The organism is Methylobacterium sp. 275MFSha3.1, from assembly GCF_900108435.1.
GTDB lineage: Bacteria > Pseudomonadota > Alphaproteobacteria > Rhizobiales > Beijerinckiaceae > Methylobacterium.
Window position 1 is genome coordinate 211,306 of record NZ_FNWP01000010.1, and the last position, 18,053, is coordinate 229,358.

Sequence of the window (18,053 nt, forward strand, 5' to 3'; positions counted from 1 at the left end):
TATATAGGGATCGCGCGCCCTATCCGGCAGTCCCGGAGGATGCCGCAGGGCGTCTCCGGGATCGGAGACGCGGCGTTCAGGCGGCGGCGCCGACGGTGTCGGCCATCCGCGCCCGGCGCGCGCCCATCGGCAGCGGCGCGCCCGTGGTAGTGTCGCGGGCGGTCTGGTGCTCCAGCTCCGCGTTGATCTCGCCTCCGAGCAGCACGATCGTCGAGGAGATCCAGATCCACGTCATGAAGCCGATCACGGCGCCGAGCGACCCGTAGGTCTCGTTGTAGGTGCCGAAATTGGCGACGTACCAAGAGAACAGGAGCGAGGCGGCGAGCCAGAGCAGGCCCGCGACGACGCTGCCGAACCCGACCCAGCGCCAGCGGGCGTGCTCCCGGCTCGGCCCGAACCGGTAGAGCACCGACAGGCCGCCGAGCAGGACGATCAGGATCGCCGGCCAGCGCAGGGCCGCGAGCAGCCACGCGGTCGAGCCGAGGCCCAGGAAGTTCAACATCACCGGCACGACGACGATCACGTTGAGCGCGACGATGATGAACAGCAGGGCGCCGACCGTGAAAGTGAGCGAGCGGAGGTTGAGCCAGAAGAAGTTCCGCTTCTCCTCCTCCTCGTAGACCACGTTCAGCGCGTCGAACATCGCCTTCATGGCCGCGTTGGCGCTCCAGATCGACAGGAGCAGGCTGGAGAAGAACGTGATGCTGAGGGAGCCGCTGCCCTTGGCGGCGATGCGCTTGACCTGGTCGCCGATGAGCTCGACCGCGCCGGACGGAAGGACCGCGTGCAGCTGGGCGAGGTGATCGTTGATGACGGTCACGTCGGCGAAGAGGCCGTAGCAGGAGACCAGCGCGGCGATGGCGGGGAACAGCGACAGCAGCGTGTAGAAGGTCACCCCGGCGGCGACCGCCAGGACCCGGTCCTTGTTGAACTCCAGGTAGACCCGGACGACGATGTCCTTCCAGCCGGACCGCGTCATCTCGACGGGGCTGTCGGCGGCGCGGCCGCGCTCCGGCTGGGTTGCGGCGGTGAGCTGCGCGGCGCGCCCCGAGATCGAGCGCGCCCCCGCGGCGACGCCCTTCCGCAGGCCCCGATCGTCGCAGGACGGATCGCGGTCGAGCGGCGGCTCGTCGGCGGGGAGAGCCGCCGGCACGCGGCGCCGCGCCGGCGCCGCCGCGAGGGCGACCAGCGCCGAACCGAGCATCAGGATCCAGAGGATCGAGCCGCCCTCCGAGGGGCCGGTCGAACGCGACGGTGACGGGGGCATGGATCGGGGCCAGTGCGCGGAACTGCCGCGCTCGGGACTCCCAACGTCGTCGTGCCGCGGCCGTTCCGCGCGTCGCGCGGGGACGCCGCGGCCCTCCGCGCGTTGTGCTCGTTATGCGCGATCAGCCCCGACTCGGATTCTGCTGCAAGTTCGTCCTGGACGAGCCGCCCGGCACCCACGCCACCCTCAAGGCGGAGCGGGAGGCCACGCTGCACATGAACCTCACCAGCGTGACTATGGCCCATCTCACGAAGCTGGAGCCGGCCGCCCGGCGGGTGAAGCTCACCGGGCTCGTCGCCCACAACCTCGACGCCCTCGCCCGCCAGATCGCCTGGGTCGGGGCCCGGCCGCCGCTGGAGCGCCTCCTGCGCATGGCGAGCAACGTCCTTCCGGGCTACACCCACCCGATCGCGCAGCCGCTCTACGCCGAGCCCGAGATGGCGGCGCTGGTCGAGCGCGGCCTCGCAGAGGCCGGCGCGCTGGCCCGCCGGCTCGGGGTGCGCCTGAGCTTCCACCCGGGACCGTTCTGCCTGCTGGCGAGCCGCAACCCGGCGGCGATCGCCAACGGCCTGTCCGAACTCGACTACCACGCTGAGATCTTCGACCGGATGGGCTACGGCGGCGGCTGGCATCCGCACGGCGCCCATATCAACATCCATGTCGGCGCGGGCGACCCGGGGGTCGAGGGCTTCCGCGAGACCCTGCCCCGAGCGAGCCGGGTGGCGCGCGACCTCGTGACGGTCGAGAACGACGAGAACGTGTTCGGCCTCGACGCGGTGCTGCGGCTCGCCGACCTCGTGCCCGTGGTGCTCGACCTGCACCACCACTGGGTCGAGAGCGGCGGGGAGTATCTCGAGCCGGACGATCCCCGGATCGCCCGGGTGCAGGAATCCTGGCGCGGCGTCCGGCCCGTGGCCCATATCAGCGTGTCGCGCGAGGCGGTCTCCGCCGCCTGCGATCCGGACGCCCTGCCCGACTTCCCGGCCCTGCGCGCGGCCGGCCACGCGGTCCGCGACCTCGCGGCCCATTCCGACATGATGTGGAACCGGGCGGTGAACGACCTCGTCGCCCGGCACCTCGCCTGGGCGGATTTCGAGATCGAGGCCAAGGCGAAGAACCGCGCCTCCGTGCAGATCGCCCGACACATCCTGGCCCTCGAGGGAGCGGCGCCGATCGCGGCCGAATGACGGGACGGTCTCGACGCGTCCGTCGGTCCGCACTAGGCATCCCGGTATGAAGACCGCCGACTGCGACATCCTCATCGTCCCGGGGCTCGGGGGCTCCGAGGAGGACCATTGGCAGGCCCGCTGGGCGGGCCGCCTCGCCACCGCGCGCGTGGTCGTGCAGGACCAGTGGCACGAACCGACCCCGGAGGCGTGGTGCGGCCGCATCGCCGAGGCGGTCGCGGCGGCGACGCGGCCGGTCATCCTGATCGCCCACAGCCTCGGCGTGGTGGCGTGCGTCGAGGCGGTGCCGCGCTTCCCCGCGGGGGTGGTGCGCGGCGCCCTTCTGGTGGCGCTCCCGGACGTCGAGGAAGCGCCGGGCCTACCCGACGCGGTCCGGGCCTTCGCGCCGGTGCCGCGCGATCCCTTGCCCTTCCCGTCCCTGCTGGTCGCCAGCCGTACCGACCCGTACTGCCGCTACGAGCGGGCGGACGACTTTGCCCATGCCTGGGGGGCGCTCACGGTCGACGCGGGCGAATCCGGCCACCTCAACGTGGCGAGCGGGCACGGCCCCTGGCCCGAGGGACTGATGCGGCTCGCCGGGTTCCTGAAGGGGCTCTGAGCCTGCGAGCCCTGCGGCGCGCGAGGACGATCGGCGTCCCCGTGGCTCGGCGGGATGGGACCGGCACGGGTCGTATTAACGCGCTGTTTACCACCGCCCTCTTCAGTGGCGGCACGGGCGGTCCTTCGTCCCGAAGCCGCCCCTGGAGAGCACCGTGACGCGCAAAGAGCTTCTGGAACGACTCGAAGCGGTGCAGACCGCCCTCGGCCCCCGGGCCCAGAGCAACTTCAACAGCTCGCTGTTCAACGACGTGACGCTGCTCAAGCGGATCGAGGCCTTCGAGGCCAAGCTCGGCGAGCCCGAGAAGCCGAAGACCGCCGACTACACCGGCAACATGTTCTCGCGCATCGCCAACCGCCGCGCCGCCGCGGGCGCCAAGTAGCCCCGCCCCTATTTCGGCTCGGCCTCGGCCGAGCGCAGCAGCTCGCCGGCGACGTCGGCGAGCCGCGGCGGGGCCTCCCGCACGAACGGCAGCGGCCGGCAGACGTTGAGCGCCGCGAGCCCGAACCGGGCGGTCATCAGCCCGTTGAGCACGCCCTCCCCCAGCTTGGCGGAGACCCGGGCAGCGATCCCGAGCCCCAGAACCTGCTGCATCACGCTCTCGCCCACCGCCATGCCGCCGGTGACCGTGAGATGCGCGAGCGCCGCGCGCCCCAGTCGCAGGAAGCCCAGGAAGCCCGGCCGGCCGCCGTAGATCGCGGCGATCCGGCGCAGCAGCCGCACCGCCGCGAACACCACGAAGGCCACGTCGACGATCGCCCGCGGGCTCAGCGCCGTCACCGCCGAGACCTGCTTGGCCGTCGTCGCGATGGCGTTGCGCGCCTGCCGGTCGAGGCCGGCGAGCAGTTCGTGCTCGGCCAGTCCGATCCGGTCGTCGACGTCGAGGATCGCGTCGGCGGCGGCGTCGATCCGGGCGCGGCCCGCCGACAGGGCGTCGCGGTCCGCGTAGAAGGTCGAGAGCGCCTGCACCACCGCCTGCGCGCCGGTGTGGTCGCGGGTGGCGAGGGCGTCCAGCGCCGACTGGCGCAGCCGCTCGATCTTGCGCTCGCGCCGCAGGCCGGCAAGTTCCCGCACCACGATCGCCAGCAGCGCCAGCGCGGCGAGGCCCAGCAGCGCGAGGGCGACCCAGCCGAGCCAGGGGGCGGTCTGGAACAGGTCGCTGATCATCCGCTCGACCGACAGGCCGACGCCCAGGGAGACGAGGCCGCCCACCGCCGAGAAGAACAGGGCGCCCCAGGGCGAGCGCGAGCGCGGCGCCACCGGAACGGCGACGCCGTCGGCGGCGTCGAGGATCTCGAAGGGTTCCTCGACGATCCTGGCCTGCGGCGGCCGGGGCCCGAGCGGCGTCGTGGTCACGCTCGGCTCGCCGACCGGCTCGGGGCTGATCCGGAAGGCGCGGGGTTTCTGGCCGGAGGTCATGGTCGCGGGCTCCGCATCGCACACATCGTCACGCCAGCCGGTCGCCGATCAGGAACTGCATCGCCCGGTCGAGCCGGATCTGCGGCAGGTGCCCCGCGCGGCCGAGCCCGTCCGGGCGCACCAGCGGCGGCCGGAAGCGCGGGAAGCGCAGCGAGCCCGGCTCGACCGCGCCCTCCAGCACCGCCTCCGCGCGGGCCGGCAGCTCGCCCGGGAAGATCGCGGCCTCGCTGTTGCCGTCGAAGACCTCGTCGCCCACCACCTCGCCGGCTTCCGGCGTGCCGGCCACCGCCCGCAGCGTCTCCGACCCGTCGTGGACGGTGGTCTCGCGGGTGGCGCGCACCGAGGCGAGCGCCACCGTACCGACCCGGGCGCCCGCGGCCTCGGTCCGCCGCATGGCCCGCGACACGAGCAGCCGCAGCAGCGCGTCGAGCCGGTCGTGGCTCGTCTGGTGGAGGTGGTCGGCCTTGGTGGCGGCGAACAGCACGCGGTCGGCCCGTGGCGCGAACAGCCGCGACAGCACCGTGTTGCGGCCGATGTTGAGGCTGAGCAGCACCGCGTCCAGCGCCTCCTCCAGCTCCGCCAGGGCGGTGGGGCCGGCATCGACCGCCGACAGGACGTCCACCAGCACGATCTGCCGGTCGACCCGCTGGAAATGGTCGCGGAAGAACGGCGTCACGACCTTGGACTTGTAGGCCTCGAAGCGCCGCTCCATCAGCCCGGCGAGGCTGTCTGGCGCGACCGTCTCGGTCAGGCGGTCGAGCGGCGCGAAGGTGAGCGCCGGGGAGCCCGCGAGGTCGCCGGGCATCAGGAACCGGCCCGGGGGCGTCGTGGCGACTGATTCCGGGCCGGCGCGCAGGCCCGCGAGGTAGGTCTTGAAGGCGTCGCTCGCCCGCTCGGCCGCGACCTCGTCGAGGGGGCCGTTCGGGTCGAAGCCCTTCAGCGCCTCCAGCCAGGGCGCCGCCACGGCGGCGCGGCCGGGCCGGCGGGTGCCGCCGATCGTGGCCCGGGACCACGCCGTGTAGCTGGTCTCGATCAGCGCGAGGTCGAGGAGCCATTCGCCCGGATAGTCGACCACGTCGAGCATCAGGGTCGCGGGGCCGGAGCGCCAGCCGGCGGCGCGCTCGTAGGCGATCTCCAGGCGGAACTGGCTGATCCGGTCGGTGGAGCGCGGCCAGCGCCGCGCCTCGGTGAGCGTCGCGAAATGCTCCTCGAAGGGGAAGCGCGGCACGTCGTCGTCGGGCTGCGGCACCAGCTTGGCGCGGCGCAGGCGACCCTCCTGGGCGGGCGCGAAGGCCGGCAGCGCGTGGGTCTCCACGAGGTGGTGGATCAGCGCCGTGGTGAACACGGTCTTGCCCGAGCGCGCGAGCCCGGTCACGCCCAGCCGCAGGGTCGGCTGGACCAGCAGGTCGTGCGAGGCTTCGGCGAAGGCTTTGACGGCCGAGCCGGCGCGCGCGGCAAGGTCGATCAGGGGCACGGGCGGGCTCGTGGTGAGGGGAACGGGCCGGGCAGAGGTGGCGCGGGCGGGCCGGAACCGCAAGGCTTGCCGCCCGGGAAGCCGCCCCTAGGGCGGCGCGCTGTTGGCGGCCGGCGTGGGCGGCTTCAGCCGGGCGATCGCCCCGGCGACGAGGTCCGGGCCGGCGCGCAGCGTGCCGAGCTCCACCGCCGACATCGCCAGCATCACGGGCGCCAGATTGGCGCGCGGCGCGCCGTCCGGCCCGAACAGGTCGAGGTCGTCGCCGGGCTTCAGGCCGACGCTGGCGCTGATGCGGTTGGCGTAGGCCTGGATCCGGACCTCGTCGCCGGTGCAGAGCGGAGCCGGCAGGCGCAGGTCGAGGACCGGCAGGCCGGCCGCGATCGCCGGCAGCAGCGCGGATTCTGCGACCATCCGGTCGGCACTCGGGACGCGACTTGGCTTCCGGTCGAGCAGCGCCGACGGGTCGGCGACGCTCCCGGCCGGGCGGCCGGTGGAGGCGGAGATGCCCGCGGCGATGTCGGGAACCGGCTGGAGCATCGCCACCCGCGGGATGGCGACCGGGCGTCGGGTCGGGCGGCCGGCCATCCGGGCGAGCGGCGACCAGGGCTGAACCCGCAGGGCCGCCCGGCCCCGCGGCGCGCCGCCGGGGCGGTGCGCGGCGAGGTAGCGCGCCCGCAGGGTCCGCCCGAGCCCGCGGGGCGCGAGTGCCGCCGAAACGGCGGGCGCCGCCACCGCCCGGCCCGGCCGCGCGGGGGCGGCACCGACGCGGCACTCGGCCGGCGCCCAGCGGCGCACGATGGCCAGCGCCGTGCGGCGGCCGTAGTCGCGGTAGTAGCGCCGCAGCAGGCTCGCGGCGGCGTCGGCGCCGTCGTCGAGGGTGGCGAAGGCGGTGTGGCCCTCCCCGTCGGCGCCGATCTCGCCGGACCAGCGGGCGGACTTGATGCACCAGCCGTTGTTGAGCCGCACGCAGCGGGCGACGTAGGGCGGATCGTCGGCCAGCGAGGCGGTGATCGCCAGCGCCCGCGGCGTCAGCTGCGCGCCGGTCTGGGCGTGCCAGTTGGACACGGAGCGGGTCGCGGGGTCGAAGCGCGGGGGTGGGCTGTCGGCCGGAGCGGAAACGGTCGCCGGGGGCGGAAGGGCGCGCGCGAGGGCGTCCGCGCCGGCCTCGGCATGCGGCACCAGGGTCGTGATCAGGATCAGCGCGTTCAGCAGCACGCGGTCGGGCCTTCGCGGCGGCGGACGGGCTCGATGCGGACGCGCGTCACGGGTTCAGAACCTTGAGCGCGGCCTCGTGCAGCCGCGGGTCGCCGGCCGCGATCACGCGGCCGCCGCCGGCGGCCGAGCCGCCGTCCCAGGCGGTGACCCGCCCCCCCGCCCCCTCGACGATCGGGATCAGCGCGACGATGTCGTAGGGCTTGAGCCCGGCCTCGACCACGAGGTCGATCTGGCCGGCCGCCAGCATGCAGTAGGCGTAGCAATCCGCGCCGTAGCGGGACATCCGCACCTGGCCTTCCAGCGCCCGGAATCGCTCGGCCTCGTCGCCGGCCGCGAACAGCCGGGGATCCGTGGTGGCCAGGATCGCCTGGGCGAGGTCACCGCAGCGGCGGGTGCGCAGGGTCCGCTCGCCCGCCGGCGCGCGGAGCTTGGCGCTGCGCCCGTCCCCGGTGAACCGCTCCGCGAGATAGGGCTGGTGCATCATCCCCCGCACCGGCACGCCGTTTCGGGTCAGCCCGATCAGGGTTCCCCAGGTCGGCAGGCCGCCGATGAAGGCGCGGGTGCCGTCGATCGGGTCGAGGACCCAGACGCACTCGGCGTCGGTGCGCTCCGCGCCGAATTCCTCGCCGAGGATGCCGTGGCCCGGGAAGGTCTGGCCGATCATCGCCCGGAGGACGACCTCGGCGGCCCGGTCGGCCTCGGTGACCGGATCGAACGGCGCCCCGCCGCGGGCCTTGTCGTCCAGGCCGAACTGGGCGCGGAAGAACGGCAGGATCGCCTTCCCGGACGCGTCCGCGAGGTCGTCCATGAACCGGCCGAGTTCAACGACGCTCATCCGTTCCGTCCCCTGTTGCGCCCGAAGGCCGCCCGGCCAAACGGCCCGTCCCGACGAAACCGGCGCGCGCCCCTGCCCGTCAAGCCCCCGCGCATCCGCGACTCACGCCCCGGCCGGCGCGGGCAGACGCGCCGCCTGGCCGCGGGCGTCCGACGTGCCCTCCGATGCGTCCGTCGATGCGTCCGTCGCGGTCGCGCAGGTCGCGTCCTCCTGCGCGGCCGCCAGGATAGCCTCGACGGCCTCGCGCAGCGATCCCACCTGCGCGTCGGCCTCGGCGCCCCCCGGCCCGCCGGCGAGGCGGTTCGCCCCGCTGTCCTGGGCGAGCCACAGGCCGAGCAGGATCGGCACGCCCGGGACCCGGCCGCGCAGCCGGCGGATCAGGCGGCGCAGGTGCGTCGGCTCGCCGTCGAGCGCCAGGGAGACCACGCAGGCGATCCGCGCCGGCCCGGCCTCGAACCGGCCGATCCGCACGGAGGCCGTCTCGGCGAAGGGGACCGTGCGGACGCCGAGGCCGCGCTTCTCCAGGATCTGCGCGAGGATCGCGGCCGCGGCCTCGTCCAGGAAGCCGCGCCCCGCCACGCACAGCACCGCGCCCTCGCGCGTCCAGGCGACGGGCAGCGCCTCCGCGGGCGGCCCCATCGGGAGCGGGCTGCAGGCGCTCTCCTCGCCGTCGCCCGTCGCCCCCGCGACGGCGTCGCTGCGGTCGGAGAGGTCGGCGATCAGCTCGGTGAGCGCGGCGCGCATCGCGCCCTTCTGCTGCGCGGTCAGCACCCCGCGGGCCGCGTCGCGGGCGGCGAGTTCCAGCGCCTTGAGCACGACGTCGTCGTAGTAGGACGAGAGCGAGCATTGCTGCAGGATCAGCTCGGCATGGCCCAGCACCTCCTCGGAATCGCCCGCCAGGATGCGCTGGTAGAAGTTCTGGACCGGCGTCAGCGCCGGCCGGTCGCCGAACAGCACGTCCAGGAACTCCAGGTGCTCGACGTAGCGTCCGAGCACCACGAGGCAGACGGTCAGGGGCGTCGAGAGCAGCAGGCCGACCGGCCCCCACAGCCACGTCCAGAACAGGGCCGAGACCAGGACCGCGAAGGGCGAGAGCCCGGTGGATTGCCCGTAGAAGATCGGCTCGAAGACCTGGCCGGTCAGCGGCTCCAGGACGACGAACAGGATCGCCACGGCGATCATCATGTTCCAGCCGGGATCGACCGCCGCGGCGAGCGCCATCGGGAGGATCGCCGACAGGACCGCCCCGAGATACGGCACGAAGCGCATCAGGGCCGCGAAGATCGCCCAGAGCACCGGGTTCGGCACGCCGATGAGGTAGAGGCCGATGCCGATAACCACGCCGAAGGCGGCGTTGAGGGCGAGCTGGACCACGAAGTAGCGGCTCAGGCGTTTGGCCGCGTCGTCGATGGCCACGGTGGTCCGGTGCAGGTCGCTCGATCCGGCCAGCCGGATCATGCGGTCGCGCAGGTCTTCGCGCTGCATCAGCACGAACAGCAGCACCACGAAGACGATGCCGACCGTGGCCAGGGGATGCATCACCGGCGTGAGCACGGTCGAGAGCATCTCCAGGGAGCCCGGCGGGGTCGTGGCGACCTCGACGAGGACGGGCTTGGGCGCGGCCTGGGCCGGCTCGGGAGCCGCCGACGGCGACGAGGGCGGCGTTGCCGGCGACGTTGACGGCGGTGGCGCGGCCGGCTGCGCCTCCGGGCTCCCGGCCTCCTTGGCGCCGCCGTGCAGCGCCCGGCCGATATTGGCGACGTATTCCGTGACGTGGCCCACGGGCGAGTCGCGCAGGCCGTTGATCTTGCGCTCGATCGTGGCCCGGTAGCGCGGGACGTCCCCCGCGAGATCGGCCGCCTGGATGCCGATCAGCGTCGCCAGGGAGGCCACGATGCCCACGGTCAGGAGCACGCTGACGCCCACCGCCACCAGCCGCGGCAGCCGCAGCCGCCGCAGGCGGTTCACCAGCGGCGTCAGCACGAACGACAGCAGCAGCGCGATCGCGATCGGGATGAAGATCTCGCGGCCGAAATACAGGGCGGCGATGATGGTGGCGCCGACCACGACCGGCGACGCCATGGCGGCCCGCGGCGTCTCGGCCGCGGCGACGTGGGTCGGCCGCGGCGGGATCAGGGGAGTCCCGGGCCGCGCTGCCGGTTCGACCCCGACCGGGGTTCTCGTGCCCATACCGTGATCCACGTCCCGAACGCCACGCGCGGGCGGCCGCCGGGAGGGGCGGAAGCCTCGCGGACGGGGAACGGCACAGGACGCGAAATCGATCCCGAGGGTTTCGCGTTCAGGTTAGGCCCCCGCGACGCCGGCCCGCGCCACGTCGCCCGCATCCTTCAGCTCGGGCAGAGACCAGCACAGCTGCATCACCTTCCTGGCCTGCGCGTCCGGCAGGATGCCGGCGGCGAGGTCGGTGAATTTCGCCTCCAGCTGCGCGTCCGACATCGGCTTCTCGACGCTGCCGATGGCGTGCTCGATATGCCGGTGGAAGGTCCGCCCGTCGTTCAGCGTCACGGTCATGTCGACCTGCGCGGGATCGACGCCGGGGGTGATCACCGGCACCACCTTCTGGCGCAGGGCCACCACCCGCGGATCGTTCACAGACCGGTCGCTGAACTGCTTCTCGCCGCCCGCGCCCTCCACGAAGGCCACCGCGGCGGCGTGGTAGATGCTGAACTTGCCCTCCAGGCCGGTCTTCGGCGCGGTCTTGCCGGTCAGCTCCAGGACGAGCGGGTGGACCTTCAGGTCGACGCGCTGGATGTCCTCCGGCTTGACGTGGTCCTGGTCGCGGATCTGGATCGCCGCGTCGATCGTCGGGTGCATGACGATCCCGCAGGCGAAGGGCTTGTAGGTGTTGAGCTGCGCCTCGTAGCGGGTGCCGAGGCCGTCGGTGATCTGCGACCAGTCCTGCTTGGTGGAGATCGTGTTGGCCCAGCCGCGCTTGGCCTCGATCATGCCGTCCGACGAGGTGAAGCCCTTGGCCGCCAGGATCGCGGCGAACAAGCCGTTCGACGCGGCCCGGCCCGGGTTGAAGCTCTTGTTCATCGAGCCGAACGACTCGCGCAGGCCCACCGGCTGCGAGGCGGCGAGGCCGAGGGCGTAGACCATCTGCTGCTCGGTGAGCCCCATCAGCTTGCCGGCGGCGGCGGCCGATCCGAACACACCCGCGGTGCCGGTGATGTGCCACCCGGCATCGTAGTGGTTCGGGTAGACCGCGTTGCCGATCCGGCACTCGGCCTCGATCCCGACCACCAGGGCTTCGAGGAAGTCCTTGCCGGAGACCGGTTTCATCGCTGCGTAGGCCAGGATCGCCGAGGCAACCGGGCCGGCCGGGTGGATGATCGTCTTCAGGTGGGTGTCGTCGAAGTCGAAGATGTGGCTCGACACGCCGTTGAGGAAGGCGGCGTTCATGATGTCGAACCGCTCGGTCCGTCCCAACAGCCCGGCCTGCGGCGGCCCGGAGAAGGGCTGCAGCGCCGAGACTGCCACGTCGACGGTCTCGTGGTGCGAGCCGCCGATGGCCACCCCGACCCAGTTGAGGAAGCTGCGCACGCCCTCGCGGCGGACGGGCTCCGGCAGGGTGTCGTAGGAGGATCCCAGGATCCACTGCGCGAGGATCTTCGTGACGTGCGGCGGCGCTGCCTTCGCGGCCGGCTTCGCGGCCTCGGCCGCCTGCGCGCCCTGCAGGGCGGGCGCCGTCAGGGCGAGGCCCGCGGCCCCGATGAGCGAGCGGCGATTCATCGACATGGCGTTCTCCCGGACAGGGCCGCCCGAAGCACCCCGATTGCCGGGCATGATAATGAATTCATCCCTGGGTCGGCGGCCTCCGTGTTTCACCGCAGCGGGTCTGATACCGTTTCCGGTTGAACGCTTCGGTCGATGCGGCCCGCTCCGTCTTTGCGAGCGCAGCGAAGCAACCCAGGGCTGCGGGACAGCAGGGGGCGTGGCGCTATCTGGATTGCTTCGCTCCGCTCGCAAGGACGGCGGAACCGATCTGATCAACCGGAAACGGTACGAACCCCCTTCACACCACTACCGGGAGGGCCTCCTGCGCGCCCACGCCGAAGACGCGCCGGTACCGGGCGACCTCGTCGGCCGGGCCCTGCGCCTTGGTGGGATTGTCGGAGAGCTTCACGGTCGGCCGGCCGTCGGCCTGCGTGACCTTGCAGACGATGGAGACCGGGTCGAGCTTGCCGTCCGGCAGGAGCCCGCGGAAATCGTTGGTGAGCAGCGTGCCCCAGCCGTAGCCGATGCGCATGCGCCCGTGGAACCGGGCGTGGATGCGCTCGATCTCGTCGATATCGAGGCCGTCCGAGAAGATCGCGAGCTTCTCCCGCGGGTCGTGCCCGCGATCCTGCCAGAAGCGGATGACCTCCTCGCCGCCCTCGATCGGGTCCTTCGAGTCGATGCGGATGCCGGTCCAGTCGCTGACCCAATCGGGGGCGTTCGCCAGGAACCCGGTGGTTCCGTAGGTATCGGGCAGGATCACCAGCAGGTTGCCGCCGTAATCCTCCTGCCAGTCGGCGAGCACCGCGTAGGGCGCGGCGGCGAGCGCCGCGTCGTCCTCGGCGAGCGCCGCGTAGACCATCGGCAATTCGTGGGCGTTCGTCCCCACCGGCTCGACCTCCTGCCGGGCCGCGATCAGGCAATTGGAGGTGCCGAGGAACGCGCCGTCCAGGCCCTCCGCCATGGCCTGGACGCACCAGTCCTGCCACAGGAATCCGTGGCGCCGACGCGTGCCGAAATCCGCCACCGACAGGTCCGGAAGCCTCTGCAGCCGCTCGATCTTCTCCCAGACCCGGGTCATGGCGCGGGCGTAGAGCACCTGCAGGTCGAGCTTGCCGAGGCCCCGCAGCACGGCCCGCGCCCGCAGCTCGTTCAGGATCGCGAGCGCCGGGACCTCCCACATGGTGGTCTCGACCCAGGGGCCGTGGAAAGTCAGCTCGTACTGGCCGTCATGGACGGCGAGCTCGTATTCGGGGAGCTGGAAGGTCTCGAACCAGGAGACGAATTCGGGGCCGAGGATGCGTCCCTGGCCGCGGAACACGTTGCCCCGCAGCCACGTGATCTCGCCCTTGCTGAGGCGCAGCGTCCGGGCGTGGTCGAGCTGTTCCCGCAGCAGCCCGGCATCGACCTCGTCGGCGATCCGGATCCGGCGGGTACGGTTGGTGATGCCGAAGGTGGTCTGGATGTCGGGGTGCCGGCGCAGGATCGTCTGCGCCATCAGGAGCTTGTAGAAATCGGTGTCGAGGAGCGACCGCACGATCGGGTCGATGCGGAAACTGTGATCGTAGACCCGTTTCGCCAGATCGAGCATTCGTCAGGCACTCTGCCGCGCTTGGAACGCGCAGAGCGCATGCCGGGACCGCACACGTCAAGAAGACGGGCGGCCTCCGCCCGGAGACCGCCCGCGAAACCGCCGATCCTGACGACCGATCCTCAGGCGAGGTCGACCTTCTTGGTCTCGGTCTTCGGGCTCTCGCCGGTGAGCGAGGCCTTCACGTAGCCGTAGAGGTGCAGCATCGTGCTGTTGGGGCTGTCCCAGTACTCGCCCTTCTCCGGGTGGACGCGGATCAGAGCGACCTCCGGGTCGTCCTTGCCGTTCGGGAACCAGGTCTTCAGGCTCTCATTCCACTTCGCGTCGATGATCGACTGGTCGCGCACGATCTCGGCCTTGCCGGCTACCGAGACGTAGTTCTGGCTCGACGGGTCGGAATAGGCGAGGTTGATCTGGTTGTCCTTGCTGATCTCGGCCGTCTTGGGCGAGTGCAGCTTGGTGAAGAACCACAGGTCGCCGTTCTCGTCGGCGTCGTTGTTCCACATCGGGCGGCTGTTGAGCGTGCCGTCGGAGTCGACGGTGGTCATCATGGCGATCTTCACGTCCTTGATGAGCTCGAACAGCTTCTTCGCGCCCTCGTGGTCGCGGTGGTTGCCCTGATGCATGAAAGTGGTCTCCTACGCGTCGTTTCGGTCCCGGCGGGGTCTCCGGAGGGTGCCCCGGCCGAAGGCTGCCCCGACAACGGATCAGTCTCCGGTTGGTTCAGCTTGCCCGTGCGGTGAGGAGGTTCGTATGCGAGGTGTTCGGAGATTGGGGCGTACGGCCGCGGCGCTGGCGCTGGGCGCGCTCTGTCTCGGCGCTCGGCCGGCCGGCGCCGAGGTGCGCTTCGGCCCGGGCGTGCGCATCGGCGGCCACGATTTCTCGAACCGCCGCTACGGCAGCGTCCACATCGAGCGCGTGAAGCGCCTGCGCGGCCCCCTCGGCTGCCGTCGCCTGCGGCACGGGTTCTACCGGCGCGGCGACGGGACCGTGGTGCGCGGCCCGATGGAGGCGTGCAACCTCATCGCCCGGCCGCACTGACGCCGGCACGGTCCGGGCGGCGCCCCGCTCCGGCGCGCGATGGCCGCGGGGACGCGGGCCACCGGCGCGCGCCGATCTCGGGCCCGGGGTCTGGTGTTCTGGGCCCGCTCGGTTACATGCACTGGCATACCTGCTTGCCCCGGTGGAGAACGATTTTGGCGATCACCCGCGACGACGTGCTGAAGGCGCTCGCCGACGTCACCGTCGATGCCGCCGGCACCACCCTGCCCGGCTCGGGACGGCTGTCCCAGGTCGTGGTCGATCCGAACAGCCGCGTGATGTTCTCGATCCTCGTCGATCCCAGCGAGGCCGAGCGGTTCGAGCCGGTGCGGCGCCAGGCCGAGGGGCGCGTCCTGAAGATGCCGGGCGTCTCTGGCGTGTTCGCGAGCCTCACCTCCGAGCGGAACCAGAGCCACCCGGCCCAGAGCGGCGCCGCTCCCCGGCCCGTGACGCCGCCGCCGGTCGCGCCGCCGCGGCCCGGCGCGCCGCCGAACCAGGGCCCGCAGATCGCGGGCGTGCGCCACATCGTGGCGGTCGCCTCCGGCAAGGGCGGCGTCGGCAAGTCGACCACCGCCTGCAACCTCGCCCTGGCGCTCCAGGCGCAGGGGCTGAAGGTCGGCCTCCTCGACGCCGACATCTACGGCCCCTCCGTGCCGAAGCTGTTCGGGCTCTCGGGCAAGCCCAACGTCGTCGACAACAAGGCCATGGAGCCGATGGTCGGCTACGGCCTCAAGGTCATGTCGATCGGCTTCCTGATCGAGCCCGAGACGGCGATGATCTGGCGCGGCCCGATGGTGCAGTCGGCCATCACCCAGATGCTGCGCGACGTGCTCTGGGGCGAGCTCGACGTGCTGCTCGTCGACATGCCGCCCGGCACCGGCGACGCGCAGCTCACCATGGCGCAGGCGACGCCGCTCTCCGGCGCCGTGATCGTCTCCACCCCGCAGGATCTCGCGCTGATCGACGCGCGGCGCGGCGTGACCATGTTCAAGAAGGTCGCGGTGCCGATCCTCGGCGTGATCGAGAACATGGCGACCTTCGTCTGCCCGAATTGCGGCCACGCCTCGCACATCTTCGGGCACGGCGGCGCGCGGAACGAGGCGCAGCGGCTCGGCGTGCCGTTCCTCGGCGAGGTGCCGCTGAACATGACCATCCGCGAGACCTCGGATGCCGGTCGGCCGGTGGTGGCGACCGATCCGGAGGGGCCGCACGCCAAGGTCTACCGGGACATCGCCGCCCAGCTCTGGGCGAACCTGTCCGGCGCTCCGGCCGGGCGGACGGCGCCGAAGATCGTCTTCGAGTGATCCTGTGCCCTCCCCGCCTCTTCCGCCGCCGGTCCTGGGCCTGATCCTCGCCGGCGGGCGGGCGCGGCGGATGGGCGGGGGCGACAAGCCGCTGCTGCGGCTCGGGGGGCGGACCCTGCTGGAGCGGGTGGTCGAGCGGCTCGGGCCGCAATGCGGGGCGGGACTGGCGCTCAGCGCCAACGGCGACCCGGCGCGGTTCTCCGGCTTTCCCGGTCCGGTCCTGCAGGACCCCGTGCCGGATCAGCCGGGCCCGCTCGCCGGCATCCTCGCCGGGCTGGAGCACGCCGGCGCGCGGGGTATCGCGCGGGTGGTGAGCGTGTCGGGCGACGCGCCGTTCCTGCCGGAGGATCTGGTAGCGCGCCTCGGCGCGGCCGGACCGGAGACCTGCATCGCGCTCGCGGCCTCAGGGGAGCGGCAGCACTACACGATCGCGCTCTGGCCGACGGCTCTGAGCGACGCGCTTCGGGACTATCTCGAACGCGGCGAGCGGCGCGTCGGCGCCTTCATCGCGCGCCACGGGGCCGCGGTCGCGACCTGGCCGGTCGAGCCGGTGGACCCGTTCCTCAACATCAATTCGCCGGCGGATCTGGCGGCGGCGGAAGCCCTGGACCGCGGGTGATGCGGCCCGCCGTCATCACGAGCGAAGCGAAGTGACCCAGGGCAGCGCGACATCTTGGAGGTGTGGCGCGACCCTGGCTCGCTTCGCTCCGCTCGCGAAGACGGTACAGCCGAAGCCATCGAGAGATGGCTTCGGCTGTGAGGCTTGATCCGAGCTCAGGCCGCCGCGACGGTCGCCTTCACGATCTTGTCCGGCGAGCGCGGCGGCTCGCCCTTGTTGATCGTGTCGACCACGTCCATGCCTTCCACGACCTTGCCCCACACCGTGTACTGCTTGTCGAGGAAGCGGGCGTCGTCGAAGCAGATGAAGAACTGCGAGTTCGCCGAGTGCGGGAAGTTCGTCCGCGCCATCGAGCAGGTGCCGCGCACGTGCGGCTCGGCGTTGAACTCGGCCTTCAGGTCCGGCAGGTCGGAGCCGCCCGAGCCGGTGCCGGTCGGGTCGCCGGTCTGGGCCATGAACCCGTCGATCACCCGGTGGAACGGCACGCCGTCGTAGAAGCCCTGGGCGGCGAGCGTCTTGATGCGCTCGACGTGGCCCGGGGCGAGGTCGGGGCGCAGCGCGATCACGACGCGGCCCTTGGTGGTCTCCAGCACGATGGTCTCGTTGTCGGCCATAGTCTTTCCTTCCGGTTGGGGGAACTGTATCGGCGCGTGCCGGATCCGGCCAGCGCCCGTGTCGGTCTCGCCGGCGCTCAGGCCGGCGGGCGGTAGACGAAGCGGAGCGCCACCGGCCGCCCCGCGATCGCCCGGCCCAGACCCGGCGTGATGTGGACCGGGGTGCAGCGCGCGAGGGCGTCGAGGGTCCCGCGCACCAGGGTATTCCGCCAATCGCCCGCGACCCCCGCCGCGTAGGTGGCGCGGGGCGGCCCGATCAGGCTGCCGTCGCGCCGCAGCGCGAGCCGCAGGGTGATCTCGATGTCGTCGGACCCGCCGCTCGGGCGGCCGAGGCCGCCCGGTGCCTGCCAGCAGGCGGCGAGCGCCGGGTAGAGCTCGGCCAGGGTGTCGGCGGGCTTGGTCGCCATCCGGGCGACCGGGACCGGGACCGTGGCGCGCAGGGTCTGGGGCAGGCTCAGCGGGTAGCCGCCCCCCGGCTCCTCGGCGTAGCCGTAGAACGGCGCGCCGTCATAGGCCGCGGCGGCCGCCGGGATCAAGCTCAGCAGGAGGATCGAGGCGGCGCGCCGGCCCGGCATGCGGCCGCTACTTGGCCTTCTCGGCGAGCGTCATGCTGACGATCTTGTCGGGATCCTGGACGGCCCCGCCCGGCGCGCCCGGGGCGGCCTTCTTGATCTTGTCGAGGACGTCGAGCCCGTCCGTGACGTTGCCGACGATCGTGTACTGGCCGTTCAGGAACGGCGCGTCGCCGAGGCAGATGAAGAACTGCGAGTTCGCCGAGTTCGGATCCTGCGAGCGGGCCATGCCCACGGTGCCGCGGCGGAACTGGGCCGACTGCGTGAACTCGGCCGGGATGTTCGGCAGGCTGGAGCCGCCGGTGCCGTTGCCCTTCGGGTCGCCGGTCTGGGCCATGAACCCGTCGATGACGCGGTGGAACTTGAGGCCGTTGTAGAAGCCCTGCGAGACGAGGGTCTTGATCTGCTTGACGTGCTTGGGCGCGATGTCGGGCCGCAGCTCGATGGTGATCCGCCCGTCCTTGGTCTGGAGATAGACCGTGTTGGCGTCGGCGGCCCGGGCCGCCTGAGCGGTGCCGAGCGTCAGGGCGAGCGCGAGGAGGGCGTGGCGTCGGTTCATCGAAGTCCTTCCAGGGTCGG

Annotated in this window: 18 protein-coding genes; 6 read left to right on the forward strand and 12 right to left on the reverse strand. The window is 72.4% G+C overall.

Annotated features, from left to right (window positions below; all coding sequences use genetic code 11):
• Nucleotides 1-76: 76 nt before the first annotated feature.
• Entirely contained in the window at nucleotides 77-1,267 is a 1,191-nt protein-coding gene (locus BLW78_RS14340) for a YihY/virulence factor BrkB family protein (RefSeq protein WP_091680380.1), read from the reverse strand.
• A 113-nt stretch (nucleotides 1,268-1,380) separates the two neighbouring features.
• On the opposite strand from BLW78_RS14340, the gene BLW78_RS14345 reads away from it, so the two are divergent.
• The 3 genes from BLW78_RS14345 to BLW78_RS14355 all read left to right on the forward strand — a co-directional run bounded on the left by BLW78_RS14345 (nucleotide 1,381) and on the right by BLW78_RS14355 (nucleotide 3,434).
• Nucleotides 1,381-2,454: an apurinic/apyrimidinic endonuclease family protein gene (locus tag BLW78_RS14345; protein WP_091680382.1), complete on the forward strand. Its 1,074-nt coding sequence runs from the start codon at nucleotides 1,381-1,383 to the stop codon at nucleotides 2,452-2,454.
• Nucleotides 2,455-2,500: 46 nt separating this feature from the next.
• On the forward strand, nucleotides 2,501-3,052 hold the full coding sequence (locus BLW78_RS14350) for an RBBP9/YdeN family alpha/beta hydrolase (protein ID WP_091680384.1): 552 nt from the start codon (nucleotides 2,501-2,503) through the stop codon (nucleotides 3,050-3,052).
• A 154-nt stretch (nucleotides 3,053-3,206) separates the two neighbouring features.
• On the forward strand, nucleotides 3,207-3,434 hold the full coding sequence (locus BLW78_RS14355; protein ID WP_012319110.1) for a hypothetical protein: 228 nt from the start codon (nucleotides 3,207-3,209) through the stop codon (nucleotides 3,432-3,434).
• Nucleotides 3,435-3,442: 8 nt separating this feature from the next.
• Here the strand turns inward: BLW78_RS14355 and BLW78_RS14360 are convergent, their stop codons facing one another.
• From BLW78_RS14360 to BLW78_RS14395, 8 genes are all read right to left on the reverse strand, one after another.
• A complete protein-coding gene (locus tag BLW78_RS14360; RefSeq protein ID WP_091680386.1) occupies nucleotides 3,443-4,471 on the reverse strand; it encodes a YcjF family protein in 1,029 nt (342 codons plus the stop codon).
• Nucleotides 4,472-4,499: 28 nt separating this feature from the next.
• Nucleotides 4,500-5,945 (reverse strand): YcjX family GTP-binding protein, encoded by a 1,446-nt coding sequence (locus tag BLW78_RS14365; protein ID WP_091680388.1) that lies wholly within the window; start codon nucleotides 5,943-5,945, stop codon nucleotides 4,500-4,502.
• Nucleotides 5,946-6,032: 87 nt separating this feature from the next.
• Nucleotides 6,033-7,160 carry a hypothetical protein gene (locus BLW78_RS14370; RefSeq protein ID WP_091680390.1) on the reverse strand — a complete coding sequence of 376 codons (1,128 nt, stop codon included), beginning with the start codon at nucleotides 7,158-7,160 and terminating at the stop codon, nucleotides 6,033-6,035.
• Between the two features lie 46 nt (nucleotides 7,161-7,206).
• Nucleotides 7,207-7,995: a histidinol-phosphatase gene (gene hisN / locus BLW78_RS14375; protein ID WP_012319114.1), complete on the reverse strand. Its 789-nt coding sequence runs from the start codon at nucleotides 7,993-7,995 to the stop codon at nucleotides 7,207-7,209.
• 102 nt (nucleotides 7,996-8,097) lie between these two features.
• On the reverse strand, nucleotides 8,098-10,185 hold the full coding sequence (locus BLW78_RS14380; protein WP_091680391.1) for an AI-2E family transporter: 2,088 nt from the start codon (nucleotides 10,183-10,185) through the stop codon (nucleotides 8,098-8,100).
• 114 nt (nucleotides 10,186-10,299) lie between these two features.
• Nucleotides 10,300-11,754: an MmgE/PrpD family protein gene (locus tag BLW78_RS14385; RefSeq protein WP_091680393.1), complete on the reverse strand. Its 1,455-nt coding sequence runs from the start codon at nucleotides 11,752-11,754 to the stop codon at nucleotides 10,300-10,302.
• 277 nt (nucleotides 11,755-12,031) lie between these two features.
• Nucleotides 12,032-13,324 carry a nicotinate phosphoribosyltransferase gene (pncB, locus tag BLW78_RS14390; protein ID WP_091680394.1) on the reverse strand — a complete coding sequence of 431 codons (1,293 nt, stop codon included), beginning with the start codon at nucleotides 13,322-13,324 and terminating at the stop codon, nucleotides 12,032-12,034.
• A 122-nt stretch (nucleotides 13,325-13,446) separates the two neighbouring features.
• Complete coding sequence (locus BLW78_RS14395) at nucleotides 13,447-13,950, reverse strand: pyridoxamine 5'-phosphate oxidase family protein (protein WP_024830124.1); 504 nt, start codon at nucleotides 13,948-13,950, stop codon at nucleotides 13,447-13,449.
• A gap of 127 nt (nucleotides 13,951-14,077) precedes the next feature.
• Here BLW78_RS14395 and BLW78_RS14400 point away from each other — a divergent pair, with 127 nt between their 5' ends.
• The 3 genes from BLW78_RS14400 to mobA all read left to right on the forward strand — a co-directional run bounded on the left by BLW78_RS14400 (nucleotide 14,078) and on the right by mobA (nucleotide 16,288).
• Nucleotides 14,078-14,365 carry a hypothetical protein gene (locus BLW78_RS14400; RefSeq protein ID WP_026605283.1) on the forward strand — a complete coding sequence of 96 codons (288 nt, stop codon included), beginning with the start codon at nucleotides 14,078-14,080 and terminating at the stop codon, nucleotides 14,363-14,365.
• Between the two features lie 155 nt (nucleotides 14,366-14,520).
• The gene (gene apbC / locus BLW78_RS14405; RefSeq protein WP_020095387.1) at nucleotides 14,521-15,669 is read left to right on the forward strand and encodes an iron-sulfur cluster carrier protein ApbC; all 1,149 of its coding nucleotides are present in this window, start codon (nucleotides 14,521-14,523) and stop codon (nucleotides 15,667-15,669) included.
• 70 nt (nucleotides 15,670-15,739) lie between these two features.
• The gene (gene mobA, locus BLW78_RS14410; RefSeq protein WP_244526946.1) at nucleotides 15,740-16,288 is read left to right on the forward strand and encodes a molybdenum cofactor guanylyltransferase MobA; all 549 of its coding nucleotides are present in this window, start codon (nucleotides 15,740-15,742) and stop codon (nucleotides 16,286-16,288) included.
• A gap of 155 nt (nucleotides 16,289-16,443) precedes the next feature.
• Here mobA and BLW78_RS14415 read toward each other — a convergent pair whose 3' ends face one another.
• The 3 genes from BLW78_RS14415 to BLW78_RS14425 form a co-directional block, all read right to left on the reverse strand.
• Nucleotides 16,444-16,902, reverse strand: a complete 459-nt coding sequence (locus tag BLW78_RS14415; RefSeq protein WP_010686120.1) for a peptidylprolyl isomerase — start codon at nucleotides 16,900-16,902, stop codon at nucleotides 16,444-16,446.
• 77 nt (nucleotides 16,903-16,979) lie between these two features.
• Nucleotides 16,980-17,477 (reverse strand): hypothetical protein, encoded by a 498-nt coding sequence (locus BLW78_RS14420; protein ID WP_091680396.1) that lies wholly within the window; start codon nucleotides 17,475-17,477, stop codon nucleotides 16,980-16,982.
• Between the two features lie 7 nt (nucleotides 17,478-17,484).
• Entirely contained in the window at nucleotides 17,485-18,033 is a 549-nt protein-coding gene (locus BLW78_RS14425; RefSeq protein ID WP_020095390.1) for a peptidylprolyl isomerase, read from the reverse strand.
• Nucleotides 18,034-18,053: the final 20 nt, after the last annotated feature.

Bases quoted from the DNA above. Each gene is read 5' to 3' on its own strand.
- BLW78_RS14345 (WP_091680382.1), top strand. From the start codon at position 1,381: ATGCGCGATCAGCCCCGACTCGGATTCTGCTGCAAGTTCGTCCTGGAC.
- BLW78_RS14425 (WP_020095390.1), bottom strand. From the start codon at position 18,033: ATGAACCGACGCCACGCCCTCCTCGCGCTCGCCCTGACGCTCGGCACC.
- BLW78_RS14380 (WP_091680391.1), bottom strand. From the start codon at position 10,185: ATGGGCACGAGAACCCCGGTCGGGGTCGAACCGGCAGCGCGGCCCGGG.
- BLW78_RS14395 (WP_024830124.1), bottom strand. From the start codon at position 13,950: ATGCATCAGGGCAACCACCGCGACCACGAGGGCGCGAAGAAGCTGTTC.
- BLW78_RS14340 (WP_091680380.1), bottom strand. From the start codon at position 1,267: ATGCCCCCGTCACCGTCGCGTTCGACCGGCCCCTCGGAGGGCGGCTCG.
- BLW78_RS14400 (WP_026605283.1), top strand. From the start codon at position 14,078: ATGCGAGGTGTTCGGAGATTGGGGCGTACGGCCGCGGCGCTGGCGCTG.
- BLW78_RS14350 (WP_091680384.1), top strand. From the start codon at position 2,501: ATGAAGACCGCCGACTGCGACATCCTCATCGTCCCGGGGCTCGGGGGC.
- pncB (WP_091680394.1), bottom strand. From the start codon at position 13,324: ATGCTCGATCTGGCGAAACGGGTCTACGATCACAGTTTCCGCATCGAC.
- hisN (WP_012319114.1), bottom strand. From the start codon at position 7,995: ATGAGCGTCGTTGAACTCGGCCGGTTCATGGACGACCTCGCGGACGCG.
- BLW78_RS14420 (WP_091680396.1), bottom strand. From the start codon at position 17,477: ATGCCGGGCCGGCGCGCCGCCTCGATCCTCCTGCTGAGCTTGATCCCG.
- BLW78_RS14360 (WP_091680386.1), bottom strand. From the start codon at position 4,471: ATGACCTCCGGCCAGAAACCCCGCGCCTTCCGGATCAGCCCCGAGCCG.
- mobA (WP_244526946.1), top strand. From the start codon at position 15,740: ATGGGCGGGGGCGACAAGCCGCTGCTGCGGCTCGGGGGGCGGACCCTG.
- BLW78_RS14385 (WP_091680393.1), bottom strand. From the start codon at position 11,754: ATGTCGATGAATCGCCGCTCGCTCATCGGGGCCGCGGGCCTCGCCCTG.
- BLW78_RS14415 (WP_010686120.1), bottom strand. From the start codon at position 16,902: ATGGCCGACAACGAGACCATCGTGCTGGAGACCACCAAGGGCCGCGTC.